Origin of the sequence: Citrobacter sp. C6_1, from assembly GCF_014596835.2 — a bacterium.
Classification (GTDB): Bacteria; Pseudomonadota; Gammaproteobacteria; order Enterobacterales; family Enterobacteriaceae; genus Citrobacter; species Citrobacter pasteurii.
This window is the reverse complement of the sequence record NZ_CP115031.1, coordinates 251,687-276,961: the sequence shown is the minus strand read 5'-3', so window position 1 is coordinate 276,961 and position 25,275 is coordinate 251,687. Positions and strand designations below refer to the sequence as shown.

Genomic DNA, 25,275 nt, shown 5'->3' with positions numbered 1-25,275 from the left:
TATTGGATAGCCACCCGTGCTTTAGCAGCATACTCTGCTAAAACATACCCGATTTTTATTATTTTGGAATAGCTAAATTTACATCCAGATAACAAATTCGTGTCGGTGGAGGGGAGGAAAGGAAAGGTCGTAGGCCCGATAAGCGAAGCGCCATCGGGCCTACGTGTTCCCGGATGGCAGCGTAAACGCCTTATCCGGCCTACAAAAAACAAAACCCCCGAATTCACATTCGAGGGTTCATTGGCAATGCGCGAAGATTACGCTTCGATCGCCGCACGCAGTTTTTTCATCGCGTTCTTTTCAAGCTGACGAACACGTTCAGCGGAAACGCCGTAGCGATCGGCCAGTTCCTGCAACGTCGACTTGTTGTCTTCGTCCAGCCAGCGGGCACGAATGATGTCCTGGCTACGCTCGTCCAGACCTTCCATTGCGTGAGTCAGCTTGTTTGCGGCCTGATCTTCCCAGTTATCCTCTTCAATGCCATCGGCAAAGTTGGAGGATTTATCCTGCAGATACAGAACCGGAGCCATCGGCTGGCTGTCGGACTCATCGTCCGAAGACATGTCAAACGTCATGTCCTGCGCCGCCATACGGGATTCCATTTCGCGCACGTCTTTGCTGGAAACCCCCAGCTCGCGGGCAACCATTTCCACTTCATCCTGGTTAAACCAGCCCAGACGCTGCTTGGTTTTGCGCAGGTTAAAGAACAGCTTACGCTGTGCTTTGGTGGTCGCGACTTTCACGATACGCCAGTTACGCAGAACGTATTCGTGGATCTCGGCTTTGATCCAATGCACGGCGAAGGAAACCAGGCGCACACCCACTTCCGGGTTGAAACGGCGCACGGCTTTCATCAGGCCGATATTACCTTCCTGAATCAGATCCGCCTGCGGCAGGCCATAGCCCGCATAGTTACGAGCAACATGAACAACAAAGCGCAGGTGAGACAGGATCAGCGTTTTAGCTGCTTCCAGATCGCCCTGGTAATGCAGCTTTTCAGCAAGTAGCCGCTCCTCGTCAGCCGACAACATCGGCCACGCGTTCGCAGCCCGGATGTAAGACTCCAGGTTACCAACAGGGGCTAAAGCTAAATTTTGCATTTCTTTGGTCATTCAAATCCTCTCAATCTTTGTCATCTGGCGTTGGTAAAAACCAATAGCAACAACCATGCCAGAGCTTATGAGCAACGAGAATATCATTCAATCTTTTATCAGACAGTGATTTTATCCACAAGTTCCATGTCGTGATGTGTATAAATTACGCACAAAATGTGACATCACGATGAATGCGCCGGGAAGAGAAAACAGAGCTCTTTCCCTGCAGAGCGAACTACTCAGTGCAGGGAAAGATTATACCAGAGATTTTTTAATCGGGGGTAAAGTGGCGTAAATGTTGAACCGTGGCAAGCCAGGCTGCCACCCAGCCAATCATTGAGCATACCAGCAGTAACAGCAAGCACTCATCGAATGATAAGCCGTTGATATCAAACTTCGTTCCGAAAACTTGCGCCACTTCCGTGACCGCTGACGACAGTCGCATCACCAAAATTTCTGACAAAATCAGTGAAAGAAATGCGCCAGAAAAACCGAGCAGCGCGCCGCCGTAAAGGAACGGACGCAGGATAAATCCATCCGTCGCACCAATCAGTTTCTGTACGTTAATAGTATCGCGACGCGCAAAAATGCTCAGACGCACGCTGTTACCGATGACGAGGAAGACCGCCGCCACCATCAACACGCCAATCATCGCGGAAACGCGTCCGACAAGGCCCGTCAGCGCAGCCAGTCGCGCAAACCAGCTGTCATCCATGCGTACTTCATCGATACCGTTGATTTGTGCAATACGATCACGCAGCGTGTTCAGTGATTCCGTGCCCTGGAAATCCAGTTTCGGGATCACCACCGCCACGGCCGGAAGTGGGTTTTCTTCCAGCATATCCAGCGCACCGCCAAAGCCAGACCAGTTACGGAATTCGCCCAGCGCATCGTCACGGGAGAGGTAATTCACTTTCTCCACGCCCTGCTCGGCCTGTAACTGCCCCACCACACGTGCTGCCGCATCATCATCCAGCGTTTTTTGCAGATATACGGTGATCTGCGGGGACGGGTAATACTGGCTTGCCGCCTGATTCACGTTCTTGTAGACCATGTAACAAACACTTGGCAACGTCAGTGAGATAGCGATAACCATCACCGTCAGGAACGTCGCCAACGGTTTACTTTTCAGGTCCTGCAACGCCCCCTGGAACGCATAGCGCACTTGCTCGTTAAAGACGTTGGTTTTACGCGAGTTCGGTTTTGGCGACGCTTTCGCACGTTTTGGCGCGTTGCGACCGCCCTCTCCTGGCGCACCGCCCGATTTACGGAAACGATCCAGTCGTCCACCGAACTGTTTGATTTGATTAATAGCGTCGCGTCTATTCATTCGCCAGGCCTCCATGCAGGTGTCCATCACTCAGGACAAGCTGGCGATAAGAACGACGGGAGATTAGCCCAATATCGTGCGTCGCCATTAATACCGTTACCCCGACGCGATTAAACTCTTCGAACAGACGTAGGATCCCTTCTGACAGCGCGTCGTCAAGGTTCCCCGTCGGTTCATCCGCCAGCAGTACCGCAGGCTTGTTCACCACCGCACGGGCGATGCCCACACGCTGCTGTTCACCGCCGGAGAGTTGAATCGGGAAGTTCTTCGCTTTGTCCAACAGCCCGACTTTATCCAGCGCCGCTGACACGCGACGACGAATATCGTCCCCGCTGGCACCCGCAATGATCAGTGGGATTGCCACGTTGTCGAAGACGGTTCTGTCCATCAACAGGTGGTGATCCTGAAAGATCATGCCGATCTGGCGACGCAGAAACGGCACTTCACGGTTTTTCAAACGACTGATGTCGTGCCCGCTGAAGTAGATCTTCCCGGCACTGGGCCGTTCAATTCCACAGATCAGCTTCAGCAGGGTACTTTTACCCGCGCCGGAGTGGCCGGTCAGAAACGCCATCTCGCCAGGCTGCATATGGAATGTGACTCCCTGCAGCGCTTGTCTCCCACCGAGATAGGCCTTGCTGACATGTTCAAAGCGAATCATTGTTAATCCTCTCGGGCAAAAAGTGCCTCTATAAAATCGCCCGCTTTAAACGGACGTAAATCCTCGATACGTTCGCCCACACCGATATAACGGATAGGGATGCCAAACTGATCGGCAACCGAGAAGATAACCCCGCCCTTCGCCGTACCATCCAGCTTGGTCAGAGTGATACCGGTTAAACCCACCGCTTCATGGAACAGTTTGGCCTGGCTTATCGCATTCTGCCCGGTGCTGGCGTCGATAGTCAGCATAACTTCATGCGGCGCATCTTCGTCCAGCTTCTTCATGACGCGAACGATTTTTTTCAATTCTTCCATCAGGTGCGATTTATTCTGCAAACGTCCTGCGGTATCAGCGATCAGCACGTCTACGTTACGCGCCTTCGCCGCCTGAATGGCGTCAAAGATAACGGACGCGGAATCCGCGCCGGTATGCTGAGCAATCACCGGGATGTTGTTTCGCTGACCCCAGACCTGCAGTTGCTCCACCGCCGCCGCACGGAAGGTATCGCCCGCCGCCAGCATCACCGATTTACCCTGCTGCTCAAACTGACGCGCCAGCTTACCGATGGTGGTGGTTTTACCCACACCGTTAACGCCAACCATTAAGATAACAAATGGCGTTTTACCCTCAACATTCAGCGGCTCGTCAACCTTTGCCAGAATCTCGCCCATCTCATCTTTCAGCAGGCCGTACAACGCTTCTGCATCTTTGAGCTGCTTGCGGCTGGCGCCTTCTGTCAGATTTGTAATGATCTTGCGGGTTGTTTCTACGCCCACATCGGCAATCAGCAGTTGCTCTTCCAGCTCTTCAAACAGATCATCGTCGATCTTTTTACCACGGAACAGACTGATAAATCCGGAACCGAGGTTTTCTTTGGTTTTCAGCAGACTACGCTTCAGGCGTGCAAAGAAACCTTCTTTCGTCGGTTTTTCCTGCTCCTGCACAGCGTCTTCTACCACAGCCTCTTCTGCTGCAGGCGTGTCTTCAACAGGCTCAACAGTCGCGGCATCTTCAGCAATTTCTGCCACCGCTTCAGCGGCCAACGCCTGTGCTTCCAGCTCTTCATCAGTTAGCTGTGGCTCGTTTTCGGCTTCTTCTTCAACCGCCTCAACGATTTCAACGGTTTCCACTTCAGCCTGCCACTCTTCGGCAGAAACGTCTTCGGCTTTAACCTCTTCCGGCAGCGGTAATTCTTCGCGTTCGGTCACTGCCGCGGGTGCCGGTGTTTCCACTATTGATTCAACGACCGGTTGCTGTTGTTGAGCTACAGGCTCTTCTTCCGGCTGCAGTTTTTCAATTTCCGCAACCTGTTCAGTGACTTCAACAACTTCAGCCGCAAAGGCTTCTGTTTCCGCCTCGCTATGCGTTTCCTGCGCGCGTGACGGCTCATCAACGACGGTAGCTTCTTCAGTAACCGGTTGTTGTTCTTCGTTTTTTAGTTCTGTCTCGTTTTCCGGTGCCTGCTCTTTTTGACCAAAGCCCAGCCAGGAAAAAAAGCCACGTTTTTTCTCTTTCGCCATTTGCGACTACACTCCCCCGCTGTTGCTTCATGGCACAGCGTCAACGCTATGTACATAGCAGCTAAAAAAATGATGAAATAGTCTATCACTTAACTTAACTCACATCACCGCCTGGAATGACACGTCAGCAGCGGATTGAGCAATAATTGAAATGAAAAAACCGAATCACTCTGGTAGCGGCCAGATCCGCATTATTGGCGGGCAATGGCGTGGCCGTAAACTCCCGGTTCCGGACAGCCCCGGCCTGCGTCCGACCACCGACCGTGTGCGCGAAACATTGTTTAACTGGCTGGCCCCGGTAATGGTCGATGCTCACTGTCTGGACTGCTTCGCCGGCAGCGGCGCGCTGGGGCTGGAAGCCCTCTCTCGCTATGCGGCAAATGCGACGCTTCTGGAGATGGATCGCGCGGTGTCTCAGCAGTTGCAAAAGAATCTCGCCACGCTGAAAGCCTCCCATGCCCGCGTCGTCAATACCAATACGCTGACATTTTTGGCCCAAACGGGTACGCCGCATAACGTGGTGTTTGTGGATCCGCCGTTTCGCAAAGGGTTACTGGAAGAAACATTAACGCTTCTGGAAACTCATGGCTGGCTGGCGAACGAAGCGTATATTTACGTGGAAAGCGAAGTAGAAAACGGTTTGCCGCCGGTTCCGGTGAACTGGTCGCTATACCGTGAGAAAGTCGCCGGACAGGTCGCCTATCGCCTTTATCAACGTGAAGCACAAGGAGAGCAACATGCTGATTAATCTGGGACGTCTGTTAATGCTGTGTGTCTGGGCATTCCTGCTACTGAATATTTTTCAACCGTTCCCACGTCCGCTCAATATCTTCGTGAATGTGGCACTGGTGTTTATGGTGCTGATGCACGGCATGCAGTTGGCGCTGCTGAAATCAACCATGCCGAAAGATGGCCCGCAAATGACCAGCGGCGAGAAAATCCGCATTTTCCTGTTTGGCGTATTTGAACTGCTGGTCTGGCAGAAGAAGATTAAAGACCAGTTGAAGAAGTAATGGTGCTCACTTTGCCCGGTATCACGTAGCGAGCCGGGACGGCAAAACCTGTAGGCCGGATAAGGCGTAAGCCGCCATCCGGCATCAGCCAAATGAAACCTTAGCGTTCAGCCGTAAAATCAACAAAACGCGAACCCTTGTAGCTCAGTGTCCCTTTGTCGCCAACCGTTAACGTATGATACTGCTGGGCGTCCAGACGAAACGTCTGCTCCAGGCCGCCGCTTTGCGGTTTGAAGCTGGCTTCATAGCGCATGCTGGTGCCCGCTGGCGTAACATCCTGTTGACGTGAACGCCGGTCATTTAGCGGCTTTTCCCGCTTATTACTCACCACCACCCTTTTTTGTACCAACGGTGCAGCATCATTTTCCGCTTTTTCCCGCCGCTGCTGGACAAAGCGAAACGACGCGGCAATAACGATTAAGGCAATGATCACAATAAAAAAAAGGGGTGGCTTACTCATAGTATTAACCCATCAGAAAATGCGGAAATAAGCATACCTTGCCTGTTATGGTGTTGTCATCCTGCGGTATCGGACTCTACACTGGTCAATAGAGCCGTAAGCACCCCGCTTACGAAAAAATAACGAATTCAAGGAACTAAGATGCTTTGGTCGTTTATCGCTGTTTGTCTTTCCGCATGGTTGTTCGTGGATGCTTCTTATCGTGGGCCCGTCTGGCAACGCTGGGTCTTTAAACCCCTGACGTTATTGCTCCTGCTGCTGCTGGCCTGGCAGGCACCAATGTTTAACGCCATCAGCTACCTGGTACTGGCCGGCTTGCTGGCTTCGCTGCTGGGCGACGCGCTGACGCTATTGCCGCGCCAACGCCTGCTGTACGCAATTGGGGCATTCTTCCTGTCGCATCTGCTGTATACCATTTACTTCGCCAGCCAAATGACGCTGTCGTTCTTCTGGCCTTTGCCGCTGGTACTGGTGGTGCTGGGGGCGTTGCTGATTGCCGTGATCTGGACACGTCTGGAAGAGCTGCGCATCGCTATTTGTACCTTTATCGGCATCACGCTGATGATGGTCTGGATGGCTGGCGAACTGTGGTTCTTCCGCCCGACCGCTCCGGCGCTGTCAGCATTTATGGGCGCATCGCTCCTGTTCATCGGCAATATTGTCTGGCTGGGGAGCCATTACCGTTACCGCTTCCGCGCGGATAATGCGATTGCTGCCGCCTGCTACTTCGCCGGACATTTCCTGATTGTTCGTTCGTTGTATCTTTAAAAACCCTTGACTCTGGAGTCGACTCCAGAGTGTATCCTCCGGTTAATACGAAATGATTATCAATCGGAGGATGCCATGTCGACACCAGAGACCAATGGCAAAAAAGCCCCACAATTCTCTTCTTTCAAGCCAGCGCCTGCGCCACAAAAGGCGGATGACTGCTGCTGCGACGGAACTTGCTCCACTACACCACCCGTATCCGATACCGTTGACGGGACTCGCTATTCCTGGAAAGTGACGGGCATGGACTGCGCGGCCTGTGCGCGTAAAGTCGAGAATGCAGTCCGCCAGGTCAGCGGCGTTAACCAGGTTCAGGTTCTGTTCGCCACCGAAAAGCTGGTGGTAGATGCCGGTTCCGATATCCGCGAGCAAATTGAAAGCGCAGTGCAGAAAGCCGGCTACACCCTGCGTGATGAGCAGGCGCCAGAAGAAGCCCCCGAATCACGGTTTAAAGAAAATCTGCCACTGATTTCATTGATTATAATGATGGCCATCAGTTGGGGACTGGAGCAGTTCAATCACCCCTTCGGCCAGATAGCATTTATCGCCACCACCCTGGTGGGTCTGTATCCCATTGCACGTCAGGCGCTGCGCCTGATGAAAACCGGTAGCTACTTTGCCATTGAAACGCTGATGAGCGTCGCCGCCATCGGCGCACTGTTTATCGGCGCGACAGCGGAAGCCGCTATGGTGCTGCTGCTGTTTTTAATTGGCGAGCGCCTGGAAGGATGGGCTGCCAGCCGAGCCCGTAAAGGGGTCAGTGCGCTAATGGCGCTGAAGCCGGAAACCGCCACGCGTCTGCGTAACGGCGAGCGCGAAGAGGTTGCCATTAACACCCTTCAGCCAGGCGACATCATTGAAGTTGCTGCCGGGGGACGTTTACCCGCCGACGCTAAACTGGTTTCTGGTTTTGCCAGCTTTGATGAAAGTGCATTGACGGGTGAATCTATTCCGGTTGAGCGGACATTGGGCGAGAAAGTCCCGGCAGGCGCCACCAGCGTGGATCGTCTGGTCACGCTGGAAGTGCTCTCCGAACCGGGCGCCAGCGCCATTGACCGTATTTTGAAGTTGATTGAAGAAGCGGATGAACGTCGCGCCCCCATTGAGCGCTTTATTGACCGTTTCAGCCGGATTTACACCCCAGCCATTATGGCGGTTGCGCTGCTGGTCACCCTTGTACCACCGCTGCTGTTTGCCGCATCCTGGCAGGAGTGGATTTATAAAGGGCTGACGCTGCTGCTGATTGGCTGCCCATGTGCACTGGTGATTTCAACCCCCGCAGCTATTACCTCTGGTCTTGCCGCCGCGGCGCGGCGCGGGGCGTTAATCAAAGGCGGTGCCGCACTGGAACAGTTGGGCAGAGTCACACAGGTAGCGTTTGATAAAACCGGCACCCTGACCGTGGGTAAACCGCGCGTCACTGCGATTCACCCGGCGAGCGGTATTGGCGAAGCTGAACTGCTGGCGCTGGCGGCAGCGGTAGAGCAAGGCGCAACGCATCCGCTGGCCCAGGCCATTGTCCGTGAAGCACAGACGCGTGAACTGAGTATTCCGCTGGCGACAGAACAGCGTGCGCTGGTTGGCTCAGGGATTGAAGCACAGGTAAACGGTGAGCGCGTACTGATTTGCGCGGCGGGCAAACATCCTGCTGATGCCTTTGCCGGGCAGATAAGCGAACTGGAAAGCGCAGGCCAAACGGTGGTGCTGGTGCTGCGTAACGATACTGTACTCGGCGTACTGGCCCTACAGGACACGCTGCGCGACGACGCTCACAGCGCTATCGCCGAGCTTGATCAGATTGGCGTGAAAGGGGTGATCCTGACCGGCGACAATCCTCGTGCGGCAGCTGCTATTGCCGCTGAACTGGGGCTTGAATTCAAAGCGGGGCTATTACCGGAAGACAAGGTACAGGCCGTTACCCAGCTCAACCAACGGTCACCGCTGGCGATGGTCGGCGATGGGATCAACGATGCACCAGCGATGAAAGCCGCCACCATCGGCATTGCCATGGGTAGCGGAACCGATGTTGCACTGGAAACCGCCGATGCGGCTCTGACGCATAACCGTCTTCGTGGCCTGGTGCAAATGATTCAGCTGGCGCGCGCCACCCACGCCAATATTCGACAAAATATTGCGATTGCGTTAGGTCTGAAAGGGATTTTCCTTGTTACCACGCTGCTGGGGATAACCGGATTGTGGCTGGCAGTGCTGGCAGATACCGGGGCGACAGTACTGGTGACCGCTAACGCGCTGCGGTTGTTACGTAAAGGATAGTTTTTTGCCGGATGGCGGCCTTGCCTTATCCGGCCTACGGGTTACACGTTCTTTGTAGGCCGGATAAGCGTTAGCGCCATCCGGCATAACATGATTACTGGCCTTTGCGCAGCAGATAGCGGTATGGCAAAGAGTCGGTCTCTTTTGCCACCAGCTCATGTTCCATAAAAGTACAGAAGCCGGGAATATCGCGGGTTGTCGCCGGATCGTCTGCAACAATCAGCAGCGTCTCACCGGCCTGCATGCCGCGCACGGTTTTACGCACCATCATGACGGGTTCCGGACAGCGTAACCCCTGCGCATCAAGGGTATGGTCAGGAGAAGTAAACAGATCGCTCATCGTAGTCTCATTCATACAAAAACGGCGTTATTTTACGCTCTGTTGTGGCGTAAGCCAATCAGGTTAACGATTGCGTGAAAAACAGCCATTGCAATGTGTTTTTAAAGCAGTATCATGCGACGGTTTTTTATTGGGTTCCCTCACCCCATCCAACAAAAAGGTCACAATATGACTCCGTTTACACAAAATCAGCGCGTAAAAGCGTTGTTCTGGCTATCGTTATTTCATCTGCTGGTGATCACCTCCAGCAACTATCTGGTGCAACTTCCGATCTCCATCTTTGGTTTTCATACCACCTGGGGCGCGTTTAGCTTTCCGTTTATTTTCCTCGCCACCGATCTGACAGTGCGTATCTTTGGCGCACCGCTGGCAAGACGCATCATCTTTGCCGTGATGGTTCCGGCGTTGCTGATCTCGTATGGTGTGTCGTCACTGTTCTATATGGGCTCCTGGCAAGGTTTTGATGCGCTGCTGCACTTTAACCTGTTTGTCGCCCGTATCGCCGCCGCCAGCTTTATGGCTTACGCGCTGGGACAAATTCTGGATGTGCATGTCTTCAACCGCCTGCGTCAGAACCGTCGCTGGTGGCTCGCGCCTACGGCTTCCACGCTGTTTGGCAACATCAGCGATACGCTGGCGTTCTTCTTTATCGCCTTCTGGCGCAGCCCGGATGCCTTTATGGCCGAGCACTGGATGGAAATCGCGCTTGTCGATTACTGCTTCAAAGTGCTGATCAGTATTATTTTCTTCCTGCCGATGTACGGCGTGTTGCTGAATATGTTACTGAAAAGGCTGGCAGATAAATCTGAAATCTCTGCATTGCAGACGAGTTAAAGGTTCATTTTCCGAGTTGTGATAAGATGGACGAATGAGCCGTTATGGCCGTTTATCGAAAGGAAGAAGTCAATGCGCAATCTGGTTAAATATGTCGGTATTGGCCTGCTGGTTATGGGGCTTGCGGCCTGTGATAATAGCGATACAAAAGCGCCAGCAGAGGGTGCTGCCGCACAAAGCAGCGCCGCCGGACAACCGGTTAACCTGCTCGATGGCAAACTCAGTTTTTCCCTACCGGCGGATATGACCGATCAGAGCGGTAAGCTGGGTACTCAGGCGAACAATATGCACGTTTATTCTGACGCAACCGGCCAGAAAGCGGTAATTGTGATTGTCGGTGACGATACCAGCGAAGCACTGCCTGTACTGGCAAAACGTCTGGAAGATCAGCAGCGTAGCCGTGACCCGCAGCTGCAGGTGGTCACTAACAAGTCAATTGAGCTGAAAGGCCACACGCTGCAGCAGTTAGATAGCATCATTTCAGCGAAAGGCCAGACTGCTTACTCCTCCGTGGTGTTGGGCAAAGTGGACAACCAACTGCTGACCCTGCAAATCACGCTGCCTGCTGACGATCAACAGAAAGCACAGACCACGGCAGAAAACATCATTAACACGCTGGTTATCCAGTAATCGTTATGACGATGATGCGGCCTCCGGTGACACCACCTGAGGCCGTTTTTTTAGCCGCCATGTCAGCAATAACGCCACCGCCACCAGCCCAGCTGCCGCCAGATAGATAACCGGCACGCCCGCCCATGTCATTACCAGTCCCGCCAAAGGCCCGGTGACACCCAGCGACAAATCCATAAATACCGTATAGGTCGCCAGTGCCGCGCCCTGATTCTGCTGCGGGACCGCTTTTACCGCTACCACACCCAGCGCCGGGAAGACCAACGAGAACCCTGCGCCGGCCAGTAGCACGCCAATTTTCGCCATCCACGGCATGGAAGCCATCCCGACCAACAATAGCCCAACAATTTCGACGCTAAAGCAGATCATCGCGACATTCAGCCCGCCTAACCGGTTGATGCCATTTGGGAATAGCAGACGAGTACCAACAAACGTGCAGCTAAATAGCGTCAGCGCGAAAGCCGCGCCGTCCCAGCCTTTGGCATCATAAAACAGGGTAATAAACGTGGCGATCACCCCAAAGCCGGCAGAGGCCAACGCCAGTGCCATACCGTACGGCCAAACTCGCCCAAGCACCGCGCGAAACGGCAACGGTTTGCCTTTGCTGGCCTTTACCGCCGGACGAGGGAGCGCCAGCAATATTGCCAACAGCGCCACGGCCATCACGGTCAGCGCCAGCCCCTGTAAGCCACCCCAGGCGTAACATAGCACTCCCAACGGCGCACCGATCGCCATCGCCCCATAGGTGACAATACCGTTCCATGAAATCACCCGTCCAATGTGCATTGAGCCAACCACTCCAACGCCCCACAATGTAGAGCCGGTCCCGGCAAAACTTTGCCCGATACCCAGAATCACGCGCCCCAGGCACAGCAGCAATAAACTGGCCAGCGGCCAACCATGAGAGCTCCCTGCCAGCAAATAGCCCAGACCACTTAAAAAACAGCCACACAGCCCAAATACCACAATCTTTTTCGGCCCCAGCAAATCGGCATAGCGACCGGCATGAGGACGGCTCAACAACGTCGCGAAATATTGCAGACTGATAACCAGCCCGGCCCAGAAGGCACTAAACCCCATAACATCATGGACATAACCAGGTAAAACCGCGAGCGGCAGGCCGATGGTCAGATAGCTGGCGAAGTTAAACATCACCACGGAGACAATGCGCAGATTAAGGCGTAAACCGCTCAGCGTCGGTTCAGCGACGGGTTCGGGCATGGAGGGTCACCACATATTCACAACAGTGTTTCATTTCTACCATGTTGCCGCGCAGAAATCAGTAACCAGATTAGGAATATCGGTAGCAAGCCAGCCGCTACACTTAATGCAAAAACGCAAACAGGAAGAAAATATGACAACCGCTCAGCCCGATAAAACGGGTTTGCACATTTTACTCAAACTGGCTGCTTTGGTGGTGATCCTCGCCGGTATTCATGCCGCAGCGGATATCATTGTGCAACTACTGCTGGCCCTGTTTTTCGCCATTGTGTTGAATCCGCTGGTCACCTGGTTTATTCGCCGCGGAGTACGCCGCCCGGTTGCCATTACGCTCGTCGTGGTGGTCATGCTGTTCGTCCTCACGGCACTGGTCGGCGTTCTGGCGTCGTCGATCACGGAATTCATGGCTATGCTACCCAAATACAACAAAGAGCTGACGCGCAAGATCCTGTATCTGCAAGAGATGGTGCCCTTTCTGAATTTGCATATGTCGCCAGAGCGCATCCTGCAACGTATCGATTCCGACAAACTCATGACCTTCACCACCACGCTGATGACCAGCCTTTCCGGTGCGATGGCAAGCGTCGTTCTGCTGGTAATGACGGTGGTCTTTATGCTGTTTGAGGTACGCCACGTCCCCTATAAAATGCGCTTTGCGCTGAACAATCCGCAGATCCATATTGCGGGGCTGCATCGGGCATTAAAGGGCGTATCTCACTATCTGGCACTGAAGACGTTGCTCAGCTTATGGACTGGCGCCATCGTCTGGCTGGGGTTGGCGCTAATGGGCATTCAGTTTGCTCTGATGTGGGGCGTGCTGGCCTTCCTGCTCAATTATGTGCCCAACATTGGCTCAGTCATTTCCGTCGTCCCGCCCATGATTCAGGCGCTGCTGTTCAATGGTCTTTACGAGTGCGTGCTGGTCGGCGCGCTGTTTCTGGTGGTGCATATGGTGATTGGCAATATCCTTGAGCCGCGTATGATGGGGCATCGCCTGGGATTGTCGACACTGATCGTTTTCCTTTCCCTGTTAGTATGGGGATGGCTGCTCGGCCCGGTAGGCATGCTGCTCTCTGTGCCGTTAACCAGTGTGTGTAAAATCTGGATGGAAACCACCACCGGTGGCAGCAAACTGGCCATTTTGCTGGGTCCCGGCAGACCCAAAAGTCGGCTACCCTGAAAAACTACCAACCGAGGTAGTTTTTATCTTTTTATATGCCCGTTAAACTGATATCCATACAGGTATATATCGCAATTTATCTTAAATAAAGAGTGAAAAGGATTTCATTTTTTAATAAAGAAAATACATAAGTCAACGTACGGATATCTTTGCCAAACCACATAAGAATAATGAATCCCCCCACAGCATTTAACTCAAACTATCTGCCTATATTTAAAGGTTATTTTATTTGATACGTTTTATCTAAAAATCTATACTTCTCGCCGATGATTACGCTGAAAAATTTCCGTTGAAGAAAGTCACCGAATATTACCATCCGGCAACCTCATCGCCTTGCTATCGGACACGTGAAATAACATGCTGATTTAGCTTAAATAAAATCACAGGTGCTGCAGGGTGATCATTATTTCGAAGCTTATTATTAAACACGTATAAACAGTACTTTGAGAGGGAGTTTTAATGAAACAGTATATTAAGTGGTTTGCGGCCATTGCCGTTGTCGGTGCGCTGGCGGGATGTGCGCGTACTGCGCCGATCGATCAAGTTCACACCAGCGTAAGCTCGGGGCACACTCAGGATCAGGTTAAAACCGCGATTCTGAAAGCGGGCATTCAACGCCAATGGGTCATGTCTGAAGCCGGTCCTGGTGTCATTAAAGCACGCCAACAAACCCGCGATCATGTGGCTGAAGTCCGTATCACCTATACCGCCACCAGCTATGACATTAAATACGACAGCAGCCTTAACCTGCAGGCTTCTGGTGGAAAAATCCATAAAAACTACAACCGCTGGGTACGCAATCTGGATAAAGACATCCAGCTCAATCTGTCAGCCGGCGCCAATCTGTAATTACGCCTAAAGTCGGGCCGAAAAGGCCCGATACTCTTATTCTCCGTCATTTAACAGGTTGTCCCCACATGTACGAACAGGATTCGCTTAGCGCACTGGATGCCATTACTGAAGCACAACGTATCGCCTTTGCCCCTATGCTTTTTCAAACCGCGTTGTGTCTGCGAAATGCGGGAGTACTCACCTGGCTGGACAAGCAAGGTAAACGCGGCGCCACGCTCGACGAAATTACCGAGAACAGCACCATCAACGAATATGCCGCCAGCATCCTGTTGGATATGGGGTTAAGTGGGCGAATCATTACCCACAAAGAAGGATATTATTACCTCGCAAAAGTCGGCCACTTCCTTTTACATGACACGATGACGCGTGTGAATATGGATTTCACCCAGGATGTTTGTTATCAGGGACTGTTCTATCTGGAGAATGCGCTGAAAGAAGGGAAGCCCGCGGGATTAAAAATTTTTGGCGACTGGCCAACAATCTATCCTGCACTGTCGCAATTACCCCTGGCGGCGCGTGAAAGTTGGTTCGCTTTCGATCATTACTATTCAGATGGCGCATTTGATGCCGCATTGCCATATGTATTCGCCAGCGCCCCTGCAACCCTGTACGATGTCGGCGGAAATACCGGGAAATGGGCATTACGTTGTTGTCAACATGATGACAATATTGCAGTCACTCTATTAGATTTGCCGCAACAAATTGCACTTGCCCGCGAAAATATCGAAAATACGGGATTATCCCATCGCATAAATTTCCATGCTGTGGATATGCTTAGCGACTCGCCTTTACCCGCAGAGGCAGATATCTGGTGGATGAGCCAATTTCTGGACTGTTTTTCCCCGGAACAAATTATCGCCATACTGAGCAACATTGCTCGGGTGATGAAACCGGGCGCGAAGCTGTGCATTATGGAACTGTTTTGGGATGCCCAAAAATTTGAAGCGGCCTCATTTAGCCTGAATGCGTCTTCGCTTTATTTTACCTGTATGGCAAATGGCAACAGCCGTTTCTACAGCGTAGAGAAGTTTTACCACTATCTGAATCAGGCAGGTTTTCAGGTAGATGAACGTCACGACAACTTAGGTGTTGGGCATACTTTATTGATATGTCAGAAGAAAAAATAAGAAACAATCGGAACAACCGATTTACCGCGGATACGCGTTGATGAAATTTGCTTTCAACATTATCGACTGGCAGGCCAAGGCGCCAGGATTAAGCGAAACAGAACAGTGGCATGAATGGTCACGGTTTTCGCACGCCATCGATCCCACCGCGCCATTGGCTAAACTCAGCGAGTTACCGATGATGACGGCTCGCCGCCTCAGCTCCGGTAGCAAACTGGCCGTTGATTGCGGGCTGACGATGCTACGCCGTCATGATATCGATGCCGTGTTGTACACCAGCCGCCATGGTGAACTGGAGCGTAACTACAGGATCCTGCACGCCCTTGCGACTGAGCAGGCACTCTCACCGACCGATTTTGCCCTCTCCGTGCATAATTCTGCTGTGGGAAACCTGACCATCGCCGCGAAAAAGCCGATTGTCTCCTCCTCGCTTTCCGCTGGCAGGGATACGTTCCAGCAGGGGCTATGCGAAGTCATCGGGCTGTTGCAGGCGGGATATCAGCGCGTATTGATGGTCGATTTCGACGGTTTTCTGCCCGAGTTTTATCATCCGCAGTTGCCGCCTGATATGCCGACATGGCCGTTTGCCGTCGCGCTGGTTATTGAATCCGGTGATCGCTGGCAATGCGAAACCCGTCCACACTGCGCGCAAGGTGAGACACCATTGCCACAAAGCCTGTTGTTTTTACAACATTATTTGCAAGATACCGCGGCGTTTACCCTGCCAGGCGAGCGCGTACAGTGGCAGTGGAGTCAGGGATGAACACGATTTTCCTGCGGCTTAATTGGGTATGGCGACTGGTGATGACCGGTTTTTGCTTTGCCCTGTTTGGCCTCGGCGGACTCCTCCTTTCTACTGTCTGGTTTAACGTATTGCTCATCGCAGTATGGGATAAAGCCCGACGTCGGCGTATCGCCAGACGCAGCATTGCTGCCAGTTTTCGCCTCTTTTTAACGGTGGCGAAGCGACTTGGCGTGCTGGATTACCAGATTGCAGGACGAGACATTTTACGCAACGAACAAGGGTGCCTGGTCGTCGCCAATCATCCGACGCTCATTGACTACGTGCTACTGGCCTCGGTCATGCCAGAAACCGACTGTCTGGTGAAAAGCGCATTACTAAAAAACCCGTTTCTTGGCGGCGTGGTCCGGGCAGCAGATTATCTGATTAACAGTCAGGCTGATGCGCTGTTACCCGCGTGCCAGCAACGTCTGGAACAAGGCGATACCATTTTAATTTTCCCCGAGGGAACCCGTACACGCCCCGGAGAGGAAATGACGTTACAGCGTGGTGCGGCGAATATCGCCGTACGCTGCAGCAGCGATTTACGCATCGTAACCATAAGCTGCAGCGAACAAATGCTGGATAAAGAAAGCAAATGGTACGACGTCCCATCGATAAAGCCCATGTTTACCGTTTCAGTACACGAACGGGTTAAGATCGACCAATTTTACGACGCAAATTCACAAGAACCGGCGCTGGCCGCAAGGCAGTTGAACCGGCATCTTTTGCTTCAATTACAACCAGGTACTTTACCTCTTTCAGGAATTAATGATGCAAGCGCTTTATCTTGAAATCAAAAACCTCATTATAACGACATTGAATCTCGACGAACTGACAGCCGACGATATTGATACCGAAGCGGCACTCTTTGGCGATGGATTAGGTCTGGACTCAATCGACGCCCTGGAGCTGGGGCTGGCGGTGAAAAACGAGTATGGCGTGGCCCTCTCAGCAGAGAGCGAAGAAATGCGCCAGCACTTCTTCTCCGTCGCCACGCTGGCATCGTTCATTCACGCGCAACGTGCCTGAGGATAGTCCGTTATGACCGAACAAAAAGCCATTTACGAAGAAGTCTCCTCACTGCTGGTCAAGCTGTTTGAAGTCGACCCGCAGGACATTAAGCCTGAGGCGCGCCTGTACGAAGATCTGGAACTCGACAGCATCGACGCCGTCGACATGATCGTGCATCTGCAAAAGAAAACCGGCAAGAAAATCAAGCCGGAAGAGTTCAAAGCAGTACGCACCGTACAAGATGTCGTCGACGCGGTAGAACGCCTTCTCAAAGAAGCGTAATTCACCGTGTCGGGCACTCGCTCGCTGCCAGTCGTACAACTGCTAACAGGCCTACTGTTGTTGGCCTGGCCGTTTTTGATCTGGTTTGGCCTTGCGCATAACAGTCTGCACTGGTTGCTACCGTTGATGGCGCTACTCCTTTTTTTACGCTTTCGCCAGACCCGGCGACAGGCGGGGCCGTTACGCGTCGTGACACAGGTCGTGGCGGTCGCGGGTATCACGTTGTGCATTGCCAGTTATCTGCTCAAAACGCATCAGTTGCTGCTGTTTTACCCGGTAGTGGTAAACGGCGTCATGCTGTCGGTATTTGGTGGCTCTCTGTGGTCCGCGATGCCCATTGTTGAACGCCTGGCGCGGCTGCGCGACCCAAATCTGCCCGAGGCAGGAGTACGCTACACACGCCGTGTGACACAAATCTGGTGCACCTTTTTCATCATCAACGGCAGCGTTGCGCTCTTTACCGCACTGAATGGCGATATGACCCTGTGGACGACCTGGAACGGTATGGTTTCCTATTTACTGATGGGAACATTGATGGCCGGCGAGTGGTTAGTTCGCCAGCTGGTGATAAAACGAGATACCCAATGAAGCAGCCCCTCACACTTGCGCAATGGCTCTGTGACCCACGCCCGAACGACGTCCCTGTTGCGTGGCAGGAAGAGCATACCTGGACGCTGGGTCATCTGCGCCATGATGTGGCCCAGTTGATAACATACCTGCAGCAGCAGGAAGGCGAGCGCTGGGCATTGTGCTTCGAGAACAGCTATTTATTTATCGTCGCGCTGCTGGCCACACTACATGCTGGCAAAACGCCGGTGATCCCTGGGCATTGTCGCGTTTCGTTGTTAAACGAGCAGCACAGGCTGTTTGACGGCGTACTGAGCGATAAAACGCTGGAGTGGCAGGGAACGCTACGGGTGGTCAGTTCTGCCATGACATCCGTGACCCACGACATCACGTTTCCGGCAATACGCAGCGACGCCTTTGTGGAGTTGTTCACTTCCGGTTCGACCGGCCAGCCGAAACGCGTGATCAAACCGATCGCTCGTCTGGATAGCGAAGCGGCATTGCTCGCGACGCGCTTTGCCGATCGTCTCGCAGGTTGCCGGGTGGTCGCGTCAGTGGTTCCGCAACATCTGTATGGTCTGACGTTTCGTATCTTCTTGCCAATGGCCTTAGGTCTGCCGCTGCACGCGGCAATGCTATGGTATGCCGAACAACTGGCGGCGCTGAGCCATGAGCATCGGTATGCGTTTATCAGCAGTCCGGCGTTTCTGAAACGCCTCGACCACCACCTGGCACCGCCGCCGGTCGAACTGATTCTGTCTGCGGGCGGTATGCTGCCCTGGCAGGACGTCGCACAGGCTGCTGACTGGCTGAATGTCTGGCCCGATGAGATCTACGGCAGCACTGAAACCGGGATCCTTGCGTGGCGTTATCGCCATCAAGATGATGTGGCATGGCGGCCTTTTCCCGGCGTCAGATTTCAGCCAGAAAATGATGCGTTTCGCGTATTTTCACCGCTAATTGCCGCTGATGATGGCCTGTTGCTCGATGATATTCTGCAATTTACCGAAAACGGTCAGTTTCGCCTGATGGGCAGGCGCGGGCGAGTCGTCAAGATTGAAGAGAAACGCATTTCACTCAGCGAAGTGGAGCAACGCTTGCTGGCACTGGACGGTATCCGTGATGTCGCGGCATTGCCGGTCTCACGCGGGGGGCGCCAGGGCGTTGGCGTCCTGCTGGTACTGGATGACAAAGCCCATCAACGCTGGCTCGCGTGCGGAGGAAAACCGCAAGAACTGACCTGGCGACGTTCGCTGTTGCCCTGGCTGGAGCCGGTCGCCGTTCCCCGCTACTGGCGGGTGATTGATGAGATTCCGGTCAACAGTATGAACAAGCGTGTCTATGCGCAATTACAGGAGTTATTTCATGAAACCCCATGAAATCGAGCGCCATCAGGCACAGCCTCAACAGGCTGAGATTGTTTTACATCTCGACCCTTCGCTGTTTTGGTTCAGCGGGCATTTTGCCGTGCAGCCACTACTGCCAGGCGTTGCACAGCTGGATTGGGCGATGCATTACGCCACCACGTTGCTGGTTCCTGGCTGGCGTTTTCACAGTATTCAGAATGTGAAGTTCCAGTCACCGCTATTGCCTGGAACCACCGTCACCCTGAGTCTGGGCTGGCAGGAAGAACGTCAGATGCTCTCTTTTAGTTATCAGCGCCACGACGGTGAAGCGCGCCATACCGCCAGCAGCGGGAAGATTCGGTTATGCCGCTGACGTTTTCCCCCTGCGTGTTGATCCCCTGCTATAACCACGGCGCGATGATGTCGGGCGTTTTGGATCGTCTTCAGCCATTCAATCTCCCCTGCATTGTGGTGGACGATGGCAGCGACAAGGCCACACAAGATCAACTGGCACGCCTGGCGGCAGAATACAGCAATCTGACGTTAATTCGCCTGCCGGTCAACGCAGGCAAAGGCGCGGCGGTGATTAGTGGTATTCAGGCGGCGGCAGATGCCGGTTTCAGTCATGCCGTGCAGGTCGATGCCGACGGTCAGCATGCCATTGAAGATATTCCCAGGCTGCTTGCATTGGCAAAAGAACATCCGGCAGCGCTCATTTCCGGGCAACCGATTTACGATGATTCTGTCCCTCGCTCGCGCCTGTACGGACGCTGGGTAACCCACATCTGGGTGTGGATAGAAACGCTTTCGTTGCAGCTAAAAGACAGCATGTGCGGCTTCCGGGTGTATCCGGTGGCACCAACACGGCAACTGGCACAGCGCGTGACGCTCGGCAAACGAATGGATTTTGATACCGAAGTAATGGTGCGCCTCTACTGGCAAGGCAACCCCAGCTATTTTATCCCCACGCGAGTCATCTATCCGCAGGACGGGCTATCCCATTTCGACGCGCTCAAAGACAATCTGCGCATTTCATTAATGCACACTCGCCTGTTTTTTGGCATGTTGCCGCGCATCCCCGCCCTGCTTTTTCGTCGTTCATCAACACACTGGGCGCAGCAGCAGGAAGTCAAAGGGCTGTGGGGAATGCGTCTGATGCTGCTGGTCTGGCGTTTACTCGGTCACAAAGCCTTCTCCCTGCTACTGTATCCGGTAGTCGGCGTTTACTGGCTCACCGCATCAACTGCCCGAAAAGCCTCTCAGAGCTGGATTCGCCGCGTACGGGCGCAGCTGATCGCACGCCGGATGCCAGTACCGTCAAACCTGACCAGTTATCAGCATTTCCTGCGTTTTGGCAGCGCAATGCTGGATAAGATTGCCAGCTGGCGCGGTGAGCTGCATGTCGGCCGCGATGTTGTTTTTGCACCAGGCGCAGAAGAGACGCTAAATGTCAGCGACCCGCGAGGAAAACTGCTGCTGGCCTCACATTTGGGCGACGTCGAAGCCTGTCGGGCACTGGCCCAGCTACAGGGCAGTAAAACAATCAATGCGCTGGTATTTAGCGATAACGCCCAACGCTTTAAACAAATTATGGAAGAGATGGCCCCGCAGGCTGGGTTAAACCTGCTACCGGTGAACGATATTGGCCCGGATACCGCCATTCTGCTCAAAGAGAAACTGGATCGTGGCGAATGGATAGCCATCGTTGGCGATCGCATCGCAGTCACTACCCAACGTGGCGGCGAATGGCGTGTCTGCTGGAGCCGCTTTATGGGGCAAGTTGCGCCATTCCCACAGGGCCCGTTCATTCTTGCGTCTATTTTACGCTGTCCGGTGGATCTGATTTTCGCCCTGCGCCAGCAGGAGAAACTACGCATCCACTGCGAACCATTTGCTGACCCGCTGCTCTTGCCGCGAGCCACCCGACAACAGGCATTACAGAATACCGTCGATCGCTATGCCGAACGTCTTGAGCACTATGCACTTCAGTCGCCACTCGACTGGTTTAACTTTTTCGATTTCTGGCAGCTGCCGGACACCAAAGACAAGGAGTAAAGGGTGCTTAACGATCCCCGCTTTACGGCTGAAGTCGAGCTGACTATTCCGTTTCACGACGTCGATATGATGGGTGTAGCGTGGCATGGCAACTACTTCCGCTATTTCGAGATTGCCCGCGAGGCACTGCTGAACCAATTCAATTACGGTTATCGGCAGATGAAAGAATCTGGCTATCTGTGGCCCGTGGTCGACACGCGGGTAAAGTATCGCAACACCCTGACTTTCGAGCAGCGTATCCGTGTGCGTGCCCGTATTAAAGAGTTCGAAAATCGCCTGCGTATCGACTACGACATTTTCGATGCTGAAACAGGAAAACGCGCCACAACGGGCTATACCATCCAGGTCGCCGTGGATGAAAAAAGCCGTGAGCTGTGCTTTGTCAGCCCGGACATTTTGTTTGAACGAATGGGAGTGACGCCATGAAATTATGGCCATTGTTGGTGCTGCTCATCAGCCCTTTTGTGAGCGCCCTGACGCTTGATGACCTGCAACAGCGTTTTACCGAACAGCCGGTCGTTCGCGCCCATTTCGATCAAACCCGGACGATAAAAGATCTGCCGCAGCCGCTGCGGTCTCAGGGCAAAATGCTGATCGCCCGTGACCAGGGTCTGTTGTGGGACCAAACCGCGCCGTTCCCGATGCAACTGTTGCTTGATGATAAGCGGATGGTTCAGGTGATTAACGGTCAGCCACCGCAGACCATCACCGCCGAAAACAACCCGCAAATGTTCCAGTTCAATCATCTGCTACGTGCATTATTCCAGGCGGATCGTAAGGTGCTGGAGCAAAACTTCCGCGTGGCCTTTACCGACGTAGGGGAGGGGCGCTGGACGTTACGCCTGACGCCAATCACCACGCCGCTGGATAAGATTTTTGCGACGATTGATTTAGCCGGCAAGACCTACCTGGAGAGCATTCAGCTCAATGATAAGCAGGGCGATCGCACCGATATCGCGCTTTCCCAACACCAACTGACGCCAGCGCAACTGACCGATGATGAACACCAACGCTTTGCCGCCCAGTAAACGTCCCGCGCTGTTATGGGGGATCGCCTGCCTGATTATGCTGGGCGTCTTGTTGACGCTACTCCCGCAGGCCAGGCTCAATAGCAGCGTGCTGGCCATGCTGCCAAAACAGGCAATGGGCGACATTCCACCGAGCCTGAACGAGGGCTTTATGCAGCGCCTCGACCGGCAGCTGGTCTGGCTGGTGAGCCCCGGTAAGCAACCAGACCCGTCGGCGGCTCACGACTGGCTGACGCTACTGCAAAAATCGCACGCGCTGGCCCAGGTGAAAGGCCCGATGGACGCCGACAGCCAGCAGGCATGGGGCGCTTTCTTCTGGAAACACCGTAACGGCCTGATAGATAACGATACCCGCACTCGTCTGCAAAACGGCGGCGAAGCCCAGGCCCAGTGGATCCTGTCCCAGCTCTACTCCGCGTTCTCCGGCGTCAGCGGCAAAGAGTTGCAAAACGATCCCCTCATGCTGATGCGCGGCTCGCAGTTGGCCATGGCTAAAAATGGGCAGCGTTTGCGCCTGATGGACGGTTGGCTGGTCACTCAGGACGAGCAAGGCAACTACTGGTATCTGTTACATGGCGAGCTGACCGGCTCATCGTTTGATATGCAACAGACGCACCAATTGGTCACCACGCTGAATACGCTGGAAGGTGAGTTCAAAGCCCACTATCCGCAGGCACAATTGCTGTCTCGCGGTACGCTGTTCTACAGCGATTACGCCAGCCAGCAGGCGAAACAGGATATCTCGACCCTCGGCATAGCGACCGTAATCGGGGTGATCCTGCTCATCGTGGCCGTGTTTCGTTCACTGCGTCCGCTGCTGCTGTGCCTGATTTCAATTGGTATTGGCGCGCTAGCGGGAACCGTCGTCACGTTGCTGATTTTTGGCGAACTCCATCTGATGACGCTGGTGATGAGCATGAGCATCATCGGTATTTCCGCCGACTATACGCTCTACTATTTAACCGAACGGATGGTGCACGGTGCAGAAACATCACCATGGCAAAGCCTTGCCAAAGTACGCAATGCCCTGCTCCTGGCACTACTCACTACCGTGGCGGCTTATCTGATTATGATGCTGGCCCCCTTCCCCGGTATTCGCCAGATGGCGGTATTCGCGGCGGTGGGTCTGAGTGCCTCGTGCCTGACGGTCATTTTCTGGCATCCATGGTTGTGTCACAGGTTACCGGTGCGCCCGGTTCCGGCAATGGTACTGATGCTACGCTGGCTTGCCGCCTGGCGGCGGAATAAGAAATTATCCGTTGGCCTACCGGTGGCGCTGGCGGTGTTCTCGTTGGCAGGCATGGCGACGCTACGCGTAGACGATGATATCTCACAGTTACAGGCGCTGCCGCAGGGCATTCTCGCGCAGGAAAAAGCGATTACCGCACTGACCGGGCAAAGCGTCGATCAGAAGTGGTTTGTGGTGTACGGCAAGTCCGCTCAACAAACGCTGGAGCGGCTGGAAGCCTTTACTCCCGCGCTGGAACAGGCAAAAAAAGACGGCTTACTCAGCGGTTATCGCACCATTGCGCTAAATTCCCTCGCCCGGCAGCAGCAGGATCTCACCCTGTTAAAAGATGCCGCGCCCGCCGTCACAAAGGCCTTAAACAGCGCCGGACTGGCAACGGTGAAACCCGATCTTAGCGCCATGCCGGTCACCGTCGATGTCTGGCTTTCCAGCCCGGCCAGTGAAGGCTGGCGCTTACTGTGGCTGTCGCTGGCGGATGGTGAAAGCAGCGTGCTGGTTCCCGTTGCAGGAGTGAAACAAAGTGATGCTTTAAACACGCTCAGCACGAAATATTCCGGCGTTGCGTGGGTGGATCGTAAGAGCAGCTTTGACAATCTGTTTGCCCTTTATCGCTATATTCTGACGGGCTTGCTATGCGTTGCGCTGGCGGTAATTGCCTGTGGCGCCGTCATTCGACTTGGCTGGCGTAAGGGCTTTATTAGCCTGGTCCCCTCGGTGCTGTCTTTAGGTTGTGGTCTGGCGGTACTGGCTCTGAGTGGTCATGCGCTCAACCTGTTCTCGCTGCTGGCACTGGTGCTGGTGCTGGGGATTGGCATTAACTATACGCTGTTTTTCAGTAATCCACGCGGTACGCCACTGACGTCGCTACTGGCTATCACACTGGCGATGATGACCACGCTCCTGACGCTCGGCATGCTGGTCTTTAGCGCCACTCAGGCAATCAGCAGTTTTGGCATTGTATTGGTGAGCGGTATTTTCACTGCATTTTTGCTGTCACCCCTGGCGATGCCAACGAAAAGAGAGAAGAAGAAAAGATGATGTTATCGACATTTTTTGCCGGGTGGCGGATTCGCCTTATCAGGCCGTTAATGATGGCGCTCGCCGCACTGGTTCTTGCCGGTTGCAGCCACACACAGCCGGAACAGCAAGGCCGCCCGCAAGCCTGGCTCGCACCGGGCAGCCGTGTGACGCTACCTGCTCCGGGGATTTCTCCCGCGGTGAATTCACAACAGCTGCTGACCGGAAGTTTTAACGGCAAAACTCAGTCGCTGTTGGTCATGCTTAATGCTGATGATAAGAAAATCACACTGGCCGGGCTGTCATCAGTTGGCATTCGCCTGTTCCTCGTGACTTACGATGAAAAAGGATTGCACACCGAACAATCGATCATCGTTCCGCAACTGCCGCCCGCCAGTCAGGTGCTGGCTGACGTGATGCTCAGTCATTGGCCAATTAGCGCCTGGCAACCGCAATTACCTCAAGGCTGGACGCTCGTCGATACGGGCGATACACGTGAACTGCGCAATAGCAGTGGCAAACTGGTCACGGAAATCACGTATCTGAATCGCAAAGGAAAACGCGAACCGATCAGCATTGAACAGCACGTATTTAAATACCACATCACCATTCAATACCTGGGTGACTGA

At 53.7% G+C, this 25,275-nt stretch carries 28 protein-coding genes; 21 read left to right on the top strand and 7 right to left on the bottom strand.

Annotated features, from left to right (window positions below):
* Window positions 1–257: 257 nt before the first annotated feature.
* The 4 genes from rpoH to ftsY all read right to left on the bottom strand — a co-directional run bounded on the left by rpoH (window position 258) and on the right by ftsY (window position 4,608).
* Window positions 258–1,112, bottom strand: coding sequence for an RNA polymerase sigma factor RpoH (gene rpoH / locus IB196_RS01350; protein WP_005121585.1), 855 nt, complete (start codon window positions 1,110–1,112; stop codon window positions 258–260).
* Window positions 1,113–1,365: 253 nt separating this feature from the next.
* Window positions 1,366–2,424 carry a permease-like cell division protein FtsX gene (ftsX, locus tag IB196_RS01345; protein ID WP_005121584.1) on the bottom strand — a complete coding sequence of 353 codons (1,059 nt, stop codon included), beginning with the start codon at window positions 2,422–2,424 and terminating at the stop codon, window positions 1,366–1,368.
* Window positions 2,417–3,085 (bottom strand): cell division ATP-binding protein FtsE, encoded by a 669-nt coding sequence (ftsE, locus tag IB196_RS01340; protein ID WP_005121583.1) that lies wholly within the window; start codon window positions 3,083–3,085, stop codon window positions 2,417–2,419. The genes ftsX and ftsE overlap by 8 nt, the downstream gene beginning before the upstream one ends.
* A gap of 2 nt (window positions 3,086–3,087) precedes the next feature.
* Window positions 3,088–4,608 carry a signal recognition particle-docking protein FtsY gene (gene ftsY / locus IB196_RS01335; protein ID WP_188231994.1) on the bottom strand — a complete coding sequence of 507 codons (1,521 nt, stop codon included), beginning with the start codon at window positions 4,606–4,608 and terminating at the stop codon, window positions 3,088–3,090.
* A 151-nt stretch (window positions 4,609–4,759) separates the two neighbouring features.
* Here ftsY and rsmD point away from each other — a divergent pair, with 151 nt between their 5' ends.
* Window positions 4,760–5,356, top strand: a complete 597-nt coding sequence (rsmD, locus tag IB196_RS01330) for a 16S rRNA (guanine(966)-N(2))-methyltransferase (protein WP_005121581.1) — start codon at window positions 4,760–4,762, stop codon at window positions 5,354–5,356.
* Entirely contained in the window at window positions 5,346–5,621 is a 276-nt protein-coding gene (locus IB196_RS01325; protein WP_005121580.1) for a DUF1145 family protein, read from the top strand. The genes rsmD and IB196_RS01325 overlap by 11 nt, the downstream gene beginning before the upstream one ends.
* Before the next feature lie 100 nt (window positions 5,622–5,721).
* Here IB196_RS01325 and IB196_RS01320 read toward each other — a convergent pair whose 3' ends face one another.
* Window positions 5,722–6,081: a DUF2500 domain-containing protein gene (locus IB196_RS01320; RefSeq protein ID WP_040231698.1), complete on the bottom strand. Its 360-nt coding sequence runs from the start codon at window positions 6,079–6,081 to the stop codon at window positions 5,722–5,724.
* A gap of 141 nt (window positions 6,082–6,222) precedes the next feature.
* On the opposite strand from IB196_RS01320, the gene IB196_RS01315 reads away from it, so the two are divergent.
* Together IB196_RS01315 and zntA are read left to right on the top strand one after the other, a co-directional pair.
* Entirely contained in the window at window positions 6,223–6,849 is a 627-nt protein-coding gene (locus tag IB196_RS01315) for a lysoplasmalogenase (RefSeq protein ID WP_005121578.1), read from the top strand.
* 75 nt (window positions 6,850–6,924) lie between these two features.
* Window positions 6,925–9,123 (top strand): Zn(II)/Cd(II)/Pb(II) translocating P-type ATPase ZntA, encoded by a 2,199-nt coding sequence (zntA, locus tag IB196_RS01310; protein WP_188231993.1) that lies wholly within the window; start codon window positions 6,925–6,927, stop codon window positions 9,121–9,123.
* Between the two features lie 94 nt (window positions 9,124–9,217).
* On the opposite strand, the gene tusA is transcribed toward zntA, so the two are convergent.
* A complete protein-coding gene (tusA, locus tag IB196_RS01305) occupies window positions 9,218–9,463 on the bottom strand; it encodes a sulfurtransferase TusA (protein WP_005121576.1) in 246 nt (81 codons plus the stop codon).
* Between the two features lie 168 nt (window positions 9,464–9,631).
* Between tusA and IB196_RS01300 the strand changes: the two genes are divergently transcribed.
* Together IB196_RS01300 and IB196_RS01295 are read left to right on the top strand one after the other, a co-directional pair.
* Window positions 9,632–10,297, top strand: coding sequence for a 7-cyano-7-deazaguanine/7-aminomethyl-7-deazaguanine transporter (locus IB196_RS01300; RefSeq protein WP_005121575.1), 666 nt, complete (start codon window positions 9,632–9,634; stop codon window positions 10,295–10,297).
* A gap of 72 nt (window positions 10,298–10,369) precedes the next feature.
* Window positions 10,370–10,927 (top strand): DcrB family lipoprotein, encoded by a 558-nt coding sequence (locus IB196_RS01295; protein ID WP_005121574.1) that lies wholly within the window; start codon window positions 10,370–10,372, stop codon window positions 10,925–10,927.
* Between the two features lie 3 nt (window positions 10,928–10,930).
* Here the strand turns inward: IB196_RS01295 and IB196_RS01290 are convergent, their stop codons facing one another.
* The gene (locus tag IB196_RS01290; protein WP_005121572.1) at window positions 10,931–12,148 is read right to left on the bottom strand and encodes an MFS transporter; all 1,218 of its coding nucleotides are present in this window, start codon (window positions 12,146–12,148) and stop codon (window positions 10,931–10,933) included.
* Between the two features lie 133 nt (window positions 12,149–12,281).
* Between IB196_RS01290 and IB196_RS01285 the strand changes: the two genes are divergently transcribed.
* The 15 genes from IB196_RS01285 to IB196_RS01215 all read left to right on the top strand — a co-directional run bounded on the left by IB196_RS01285 (window position 12,282) and on the right by IB196_RS01215 (window position 25,275).
* Complete coding sequence (locus tag IB196_RS01285; RefSeq protein WP_005121571.1) at window positions 12,282–13,328, top strand: AI-2E family transporter; 1,047 nt, start codon at window positions 12,282–12,284, stop codon at window positions 13,326–13,328.
* A 471-nt stretch (window positions 13,329–13,799) separates the two neighbouring features.
* Window positions 13,800–14,177: a hypothetical protein gene (locus IB196_RS01280; RefSeq protein ID WP_188232023.1), complete on the top strand. Its 378-nt coding sequence runs from the start codon at window positions 13,800–13,802 to the stop codon at window positions 14,175–14,177.
* A 68-nt stretch (window positions 14,178–14,245) separates the two neighbouring features.
* Window positions 14,246–15,307, top strand: coding sequence for a class I SAM-dependent methyltransferase (locus IB196_RS01275; protein ID WP_040231691.1), 1,062 nt, complete (start codon window positions 14,246–14,248; stop codon window positions 15,305–15,307).
* A 40-nt stretch (window positions 15,308–15,347) separates the two neighbouring features.
* Window positions 15,348–16,070: a beta-ketoacyl synthase chain length factor gene (locus IB196_RS01270; RefSeq protein WP_040231689.1), complete on the top strand. Its 723-nt coding sequence runs from the start codon at window positions 15,348–15,350 to the stop codon at window positions 16,068–16,070.
* Window positions 16,067–16,882, top strand: coding sequence for a lysophospholipid acyltransferase family protein (locus IB196_RS01265; RefSeq protein WP_061068760.1), 816 nt, complete (start codon window positions 16,067–16,069; stop codon window positions 16,880–16,882). Before IB196_RS01270 ends, IB196_RS01265 begins: the two co-directional genes overlap by 4 nt.
* Window positions 16,863–17,120 carry a phosphopantetheine-binding protein gene (locus IB196_RS01260; protein WP_040231687.1) on the top strand — a complete coding sequence of 86 codons (258 nt, stop codon included), beginning with the start codon at window positions 16,863–16,865 and terminating at the stop codon, window positions 17,118–17,120. The genes IB196_RS01265 and IB196_RS01260 overlap by 20 nt, the downstream gene beginning before the upstream one ends.
* A gap of 12 nt (window positions 17,121–17,132) precedes the next feature.
* Window positions 17,133–17,384 carry an acyl carrier protein gene (locus tag IB196_RS01255; RefSeq protein ID WP_005121566.1) on the top strand — a complete coding sequence of 84 codons (252 nt, stop codon included), beginning with the start codon at window positions 17,133–17,135 and terminating at the stop codon, window positions 17,382–17,384.
* 6 nt (window positions 17,385–17,390) lie between these two features.
* On the top strand, window positions 17,391–17,972 hold the full coding sequence (locus IB196_RS01250; protein WP_188231992.1) for a hypothetical protein: 582 nt from the start codon (window positions 17,391–17,393) through the stop codon (window positions 17,970–17,972).
* Complete coding sequence (locus tag IB196_RS01245; protein ID WP_188231991.1) at window positions 17,969–19,330, top strand: AMP-binding protein; 1,362 nt, start codon at window positions 17,969–17,971, stop codon at window positions 19,328–19,330. Before IB196_RS01250 ends, IB196_RS01245 begins: the two co-directional genes overlap by 4 nt.
* A complete protein-coding gene (locus IB196_RS01240) occupies window positions 19,317–19,670 on the top strand; it encodes a beta-hydroxyacyl-ACP dehydratase (protein ID WP_188231990.1) in 354 nt (117 codons plus the stop codon). Before IB196_RS01245 ends, IB196_RS01240 begins: the two co-directional genes overlap by 14 nt.
* A complete protein-coding gene (locus IB196_RS01235; RefSeq protein ID WP_040231685.1) occupies window positions 19,661–21,352 on the top strand; it encodes a glycosyltransferase in 1,692 nt (563 codons plus the stop codon). The genes IB196_RS01240 and IB196_RS01235 overlap by 10 nt, the downstream gene beginning before the upstream one ends.
* 3 nt (window positions 21,353–21,355) lie before the next feature.
* Window positions 21,356–21,778 carry a thioesterase family protein gene (locus tag IB196_RS01230; protein WP_005121561.1) on the top strand — a complete coding sequence of 141 codons (423 nt, stop codon included), beginning with the start codon at window positions 21,356–21,358 and terminating at the stop codon, window positions 21,776–21,778.
* Window positions 21,775–22,380 carry an outer membrane lipoprotein carrier protein LolA gene (locus tag IB196_RS01225; protein ID WP_005121560.1) on the top strand — a complete coding sequence of 202 codons (606 nt, stop codon included), beginning with the start codon at window positions 21,775–21,777 and terminating at the stop codon, window positions 22,378–22,380. The genes IB196_RS01230 and IB196_RS01225 overlap by 4 nt, the downstream gene beginning before the upstream one ends.
* A complete protein-coding gene (locus IB196_RS01220; protein WP_188231989.1) occupies window positions 22,349–24,667 on the top strand; it encodes an MMPL family transporter in 2,319 nt (772 codons plus the stop codon). The genes IB196_RS01225 and IB196_RS01220 overlap by 32 nt, the downstream gene beginning before the upstream one ends.
* Window positions 24,668–24,717: 50 nt before the next feature.
* Window positions 24,718–25,275 carry a DUF3261 domain-containing protein gene (locus tag IB196_RS01215; RefSeq protein ID WP_005121558.1) on the top strand — a complete coding sequence of 186 codons (558 nt, stop codon included), beginning with the start codon at window positions 24,718–24,720 and terminating at the stop codon, window positions 25,273–25,275.

What these genes read in the sequence shown, in the direction of transcription:
- rpoH (WP_005121585.1), bottom strand. Translation starts at nt 1,112, where the DNA reads ATGACCAAAGAAATGCAAAATTTAGCTTTAGCCCCTGTTGGTAACCTG.
- ftsX (WP_005121584.1), bottom strand. Translation starts at nt 2,424, where the DNA reads ATGAATAGACGCGACGCTATTAATCAAATCAAACAGTTCGGTGGACGA.
- ftsE (WP_005121583.1), bottom strand. Translation starts at nt 3,085, where the DNA reads ATGATTCGCTTTGAACATGTCAGCAAGGCCTATCTCGGTGGGAGACAA.
- ftsY (WP_188231994.1), bottom strand. Translation starts at nt 4,608, where the DNA reads ATGGCGAAAGAGAAAAAACGTGGCTTTTTTTCCTGGCTGGGCTTTGGT.
- rsmD (WP_005121581.1), top strand. Translation starts at nt 4,760, where the DNA reads ATGAAAAAACCGAATCACTCTGGTAGCGGCCAGATCCGCATTATTGGC.
- IB196_RS01325 (WP_005121580.1), top strand. Translation starts at nt 5,346, where the DNA reads ATGCTGATTAATCTGGGACGTCTGTTAATGCTGTGTGTCTGGGCATTC.
- IB196_RS01320 (WP_040231698.1), bottom strand. Translation starts at nt 6,081, where the DNA reads ATGAGTAAGCCACCCCTTTTTTTTATTGTGATCATTGCCTTAATCGTT.
- IB196_RS01315 (WP_005121578.1), top strand. Translation starts at nt 6,223, where the DNA reads ATGCTTTGGTCGTTTATCGCTGTTTGTCTTTCCGCATGGTTGTTCGTG.
- zntA (WP_188231993.1), top strand. Translation starts at nt 6,925, where the DNA reads ATGTCGACACCAGAGACCAATGGCAAAAAAGCCCCACAATTCTCTTCT.
- tusA (WP_005121576.1), bottom strand. Translation starts at nt 9,463, where the DNA reads ATGAGCGATCTGTTTACTTCTCCTGACCATACCCTTGATGCGCAGGGG.
- IB196_RS01300 (WP_005121575.1), top strand. Translation starts at nt 9,632, where the DNA reads ATGACTCCGTTTACACAAAATCAGCGCGTAAAAGCGTTGTTCTGGCTA.
- IB196_RS01295 (WP_005121574.1), top strand. Translation starts at nt 10,370, where the DNA reads ATGCGCAATCTGGTTAAATATGTCGGTATTGGCCTGCTGGTTATGGGG.
- IB196_RS01290 (WP_005121572.1), bottom strand. Translation starts at nt 12,148, where the DNA reads ATGCCCGAACCCGTCGCTGAACCGACGCTGAGCGGTTTACGCCTTAAT.
- IB196_RS01285 (WP_005121571.1), top strand. Translation starts at nt 12,282, where the DNA reads ATGACAACCGCTCAGCCCGATAAAACGGGTTTGCACATTTTACTCAAA.
- IB196_RS01275 (WP_040231691.1), top strand. Translation starts at nt 14,246, where the DNA reads ATGTACGAACAGGATTCGCTTAGCGCACTGGATGCCATTACTGAAGCA.
- IB196_RS01270 (WP_040231689.1), top strand. Translation starts at nt 15,348, where the DNA reads ATGAAATTTGCTTTCAACATTATCGACTGGCAGGCCAAGGCGCCAGGA.
- IB196_RS01265 (WP_061068760.1), top strand. Translation starts at nt 16,067, where the DNA reads ATGAACACGATTTTCCTGCGGCTTAATTGGGTATGGCGACTGGTGATG.
- IB196_RS01260 (WP_040231687.1), top strand. Translation starts at nt 16,863, where the DNA reads ATGCAAGCGCTTTATCTTGAAATCAAAAACCTCATTATAACGACATTG.
- IB196_RS01255 (WP_005121566.1), top strand. Translation starts at nt 17,133, where the DNA reads ATGACCGAACAAAAAGCCATTTACGAAGAAGTCTCCTCACTGCTGGTC.
- IB196_RS01245 (WP_188231991.1), top strand. Translation starts at nt 17,969, where the DNA reads ATGAAGCAGCCCCTCACACTTGCGCAATGGCTCTGTGACCCACGCCCG.
- IB196_RS01240 (WP_188231990.1), top strand. Translation starts at nt 19,317, where the DNA reads ATGAAACCCCATGAAATCGAGCGCCATCAGGCACAGCCTCAACAGGCT.
- IB196_RS01235 (WP_040231685.1), top strand. Translation starts at nt 19,661, where the DNA reads ATGCCGCTGACGTTTTCCCCCTGCGTGTTGATCCCCTGCTATAACCAC.
- IB196_RS01225 (WP_005121560.1), top strand. Translation starts at nt 21,775, where the DNA reads ATGAAATTATGGCCATTGTTGGTGCTGCTCATCAGCCCTTTTGTGAGC.
- IB196_RS01220 (WP_188231989.1), top strand. Translation starts at nt 22,349, where the DNA reads ATGATGAACACCAACGCTTTGCCGCCCAGTAAACGTCCCGCGCTGTTA.
- IB196_RS01215 (WP_005121558.1), top strand. Translation starts at nt 24,718, where the DNA reads ATGATGGCGCTCGCCGCACTGGTTCTTGCCGGTTGCAGCCACACACAG.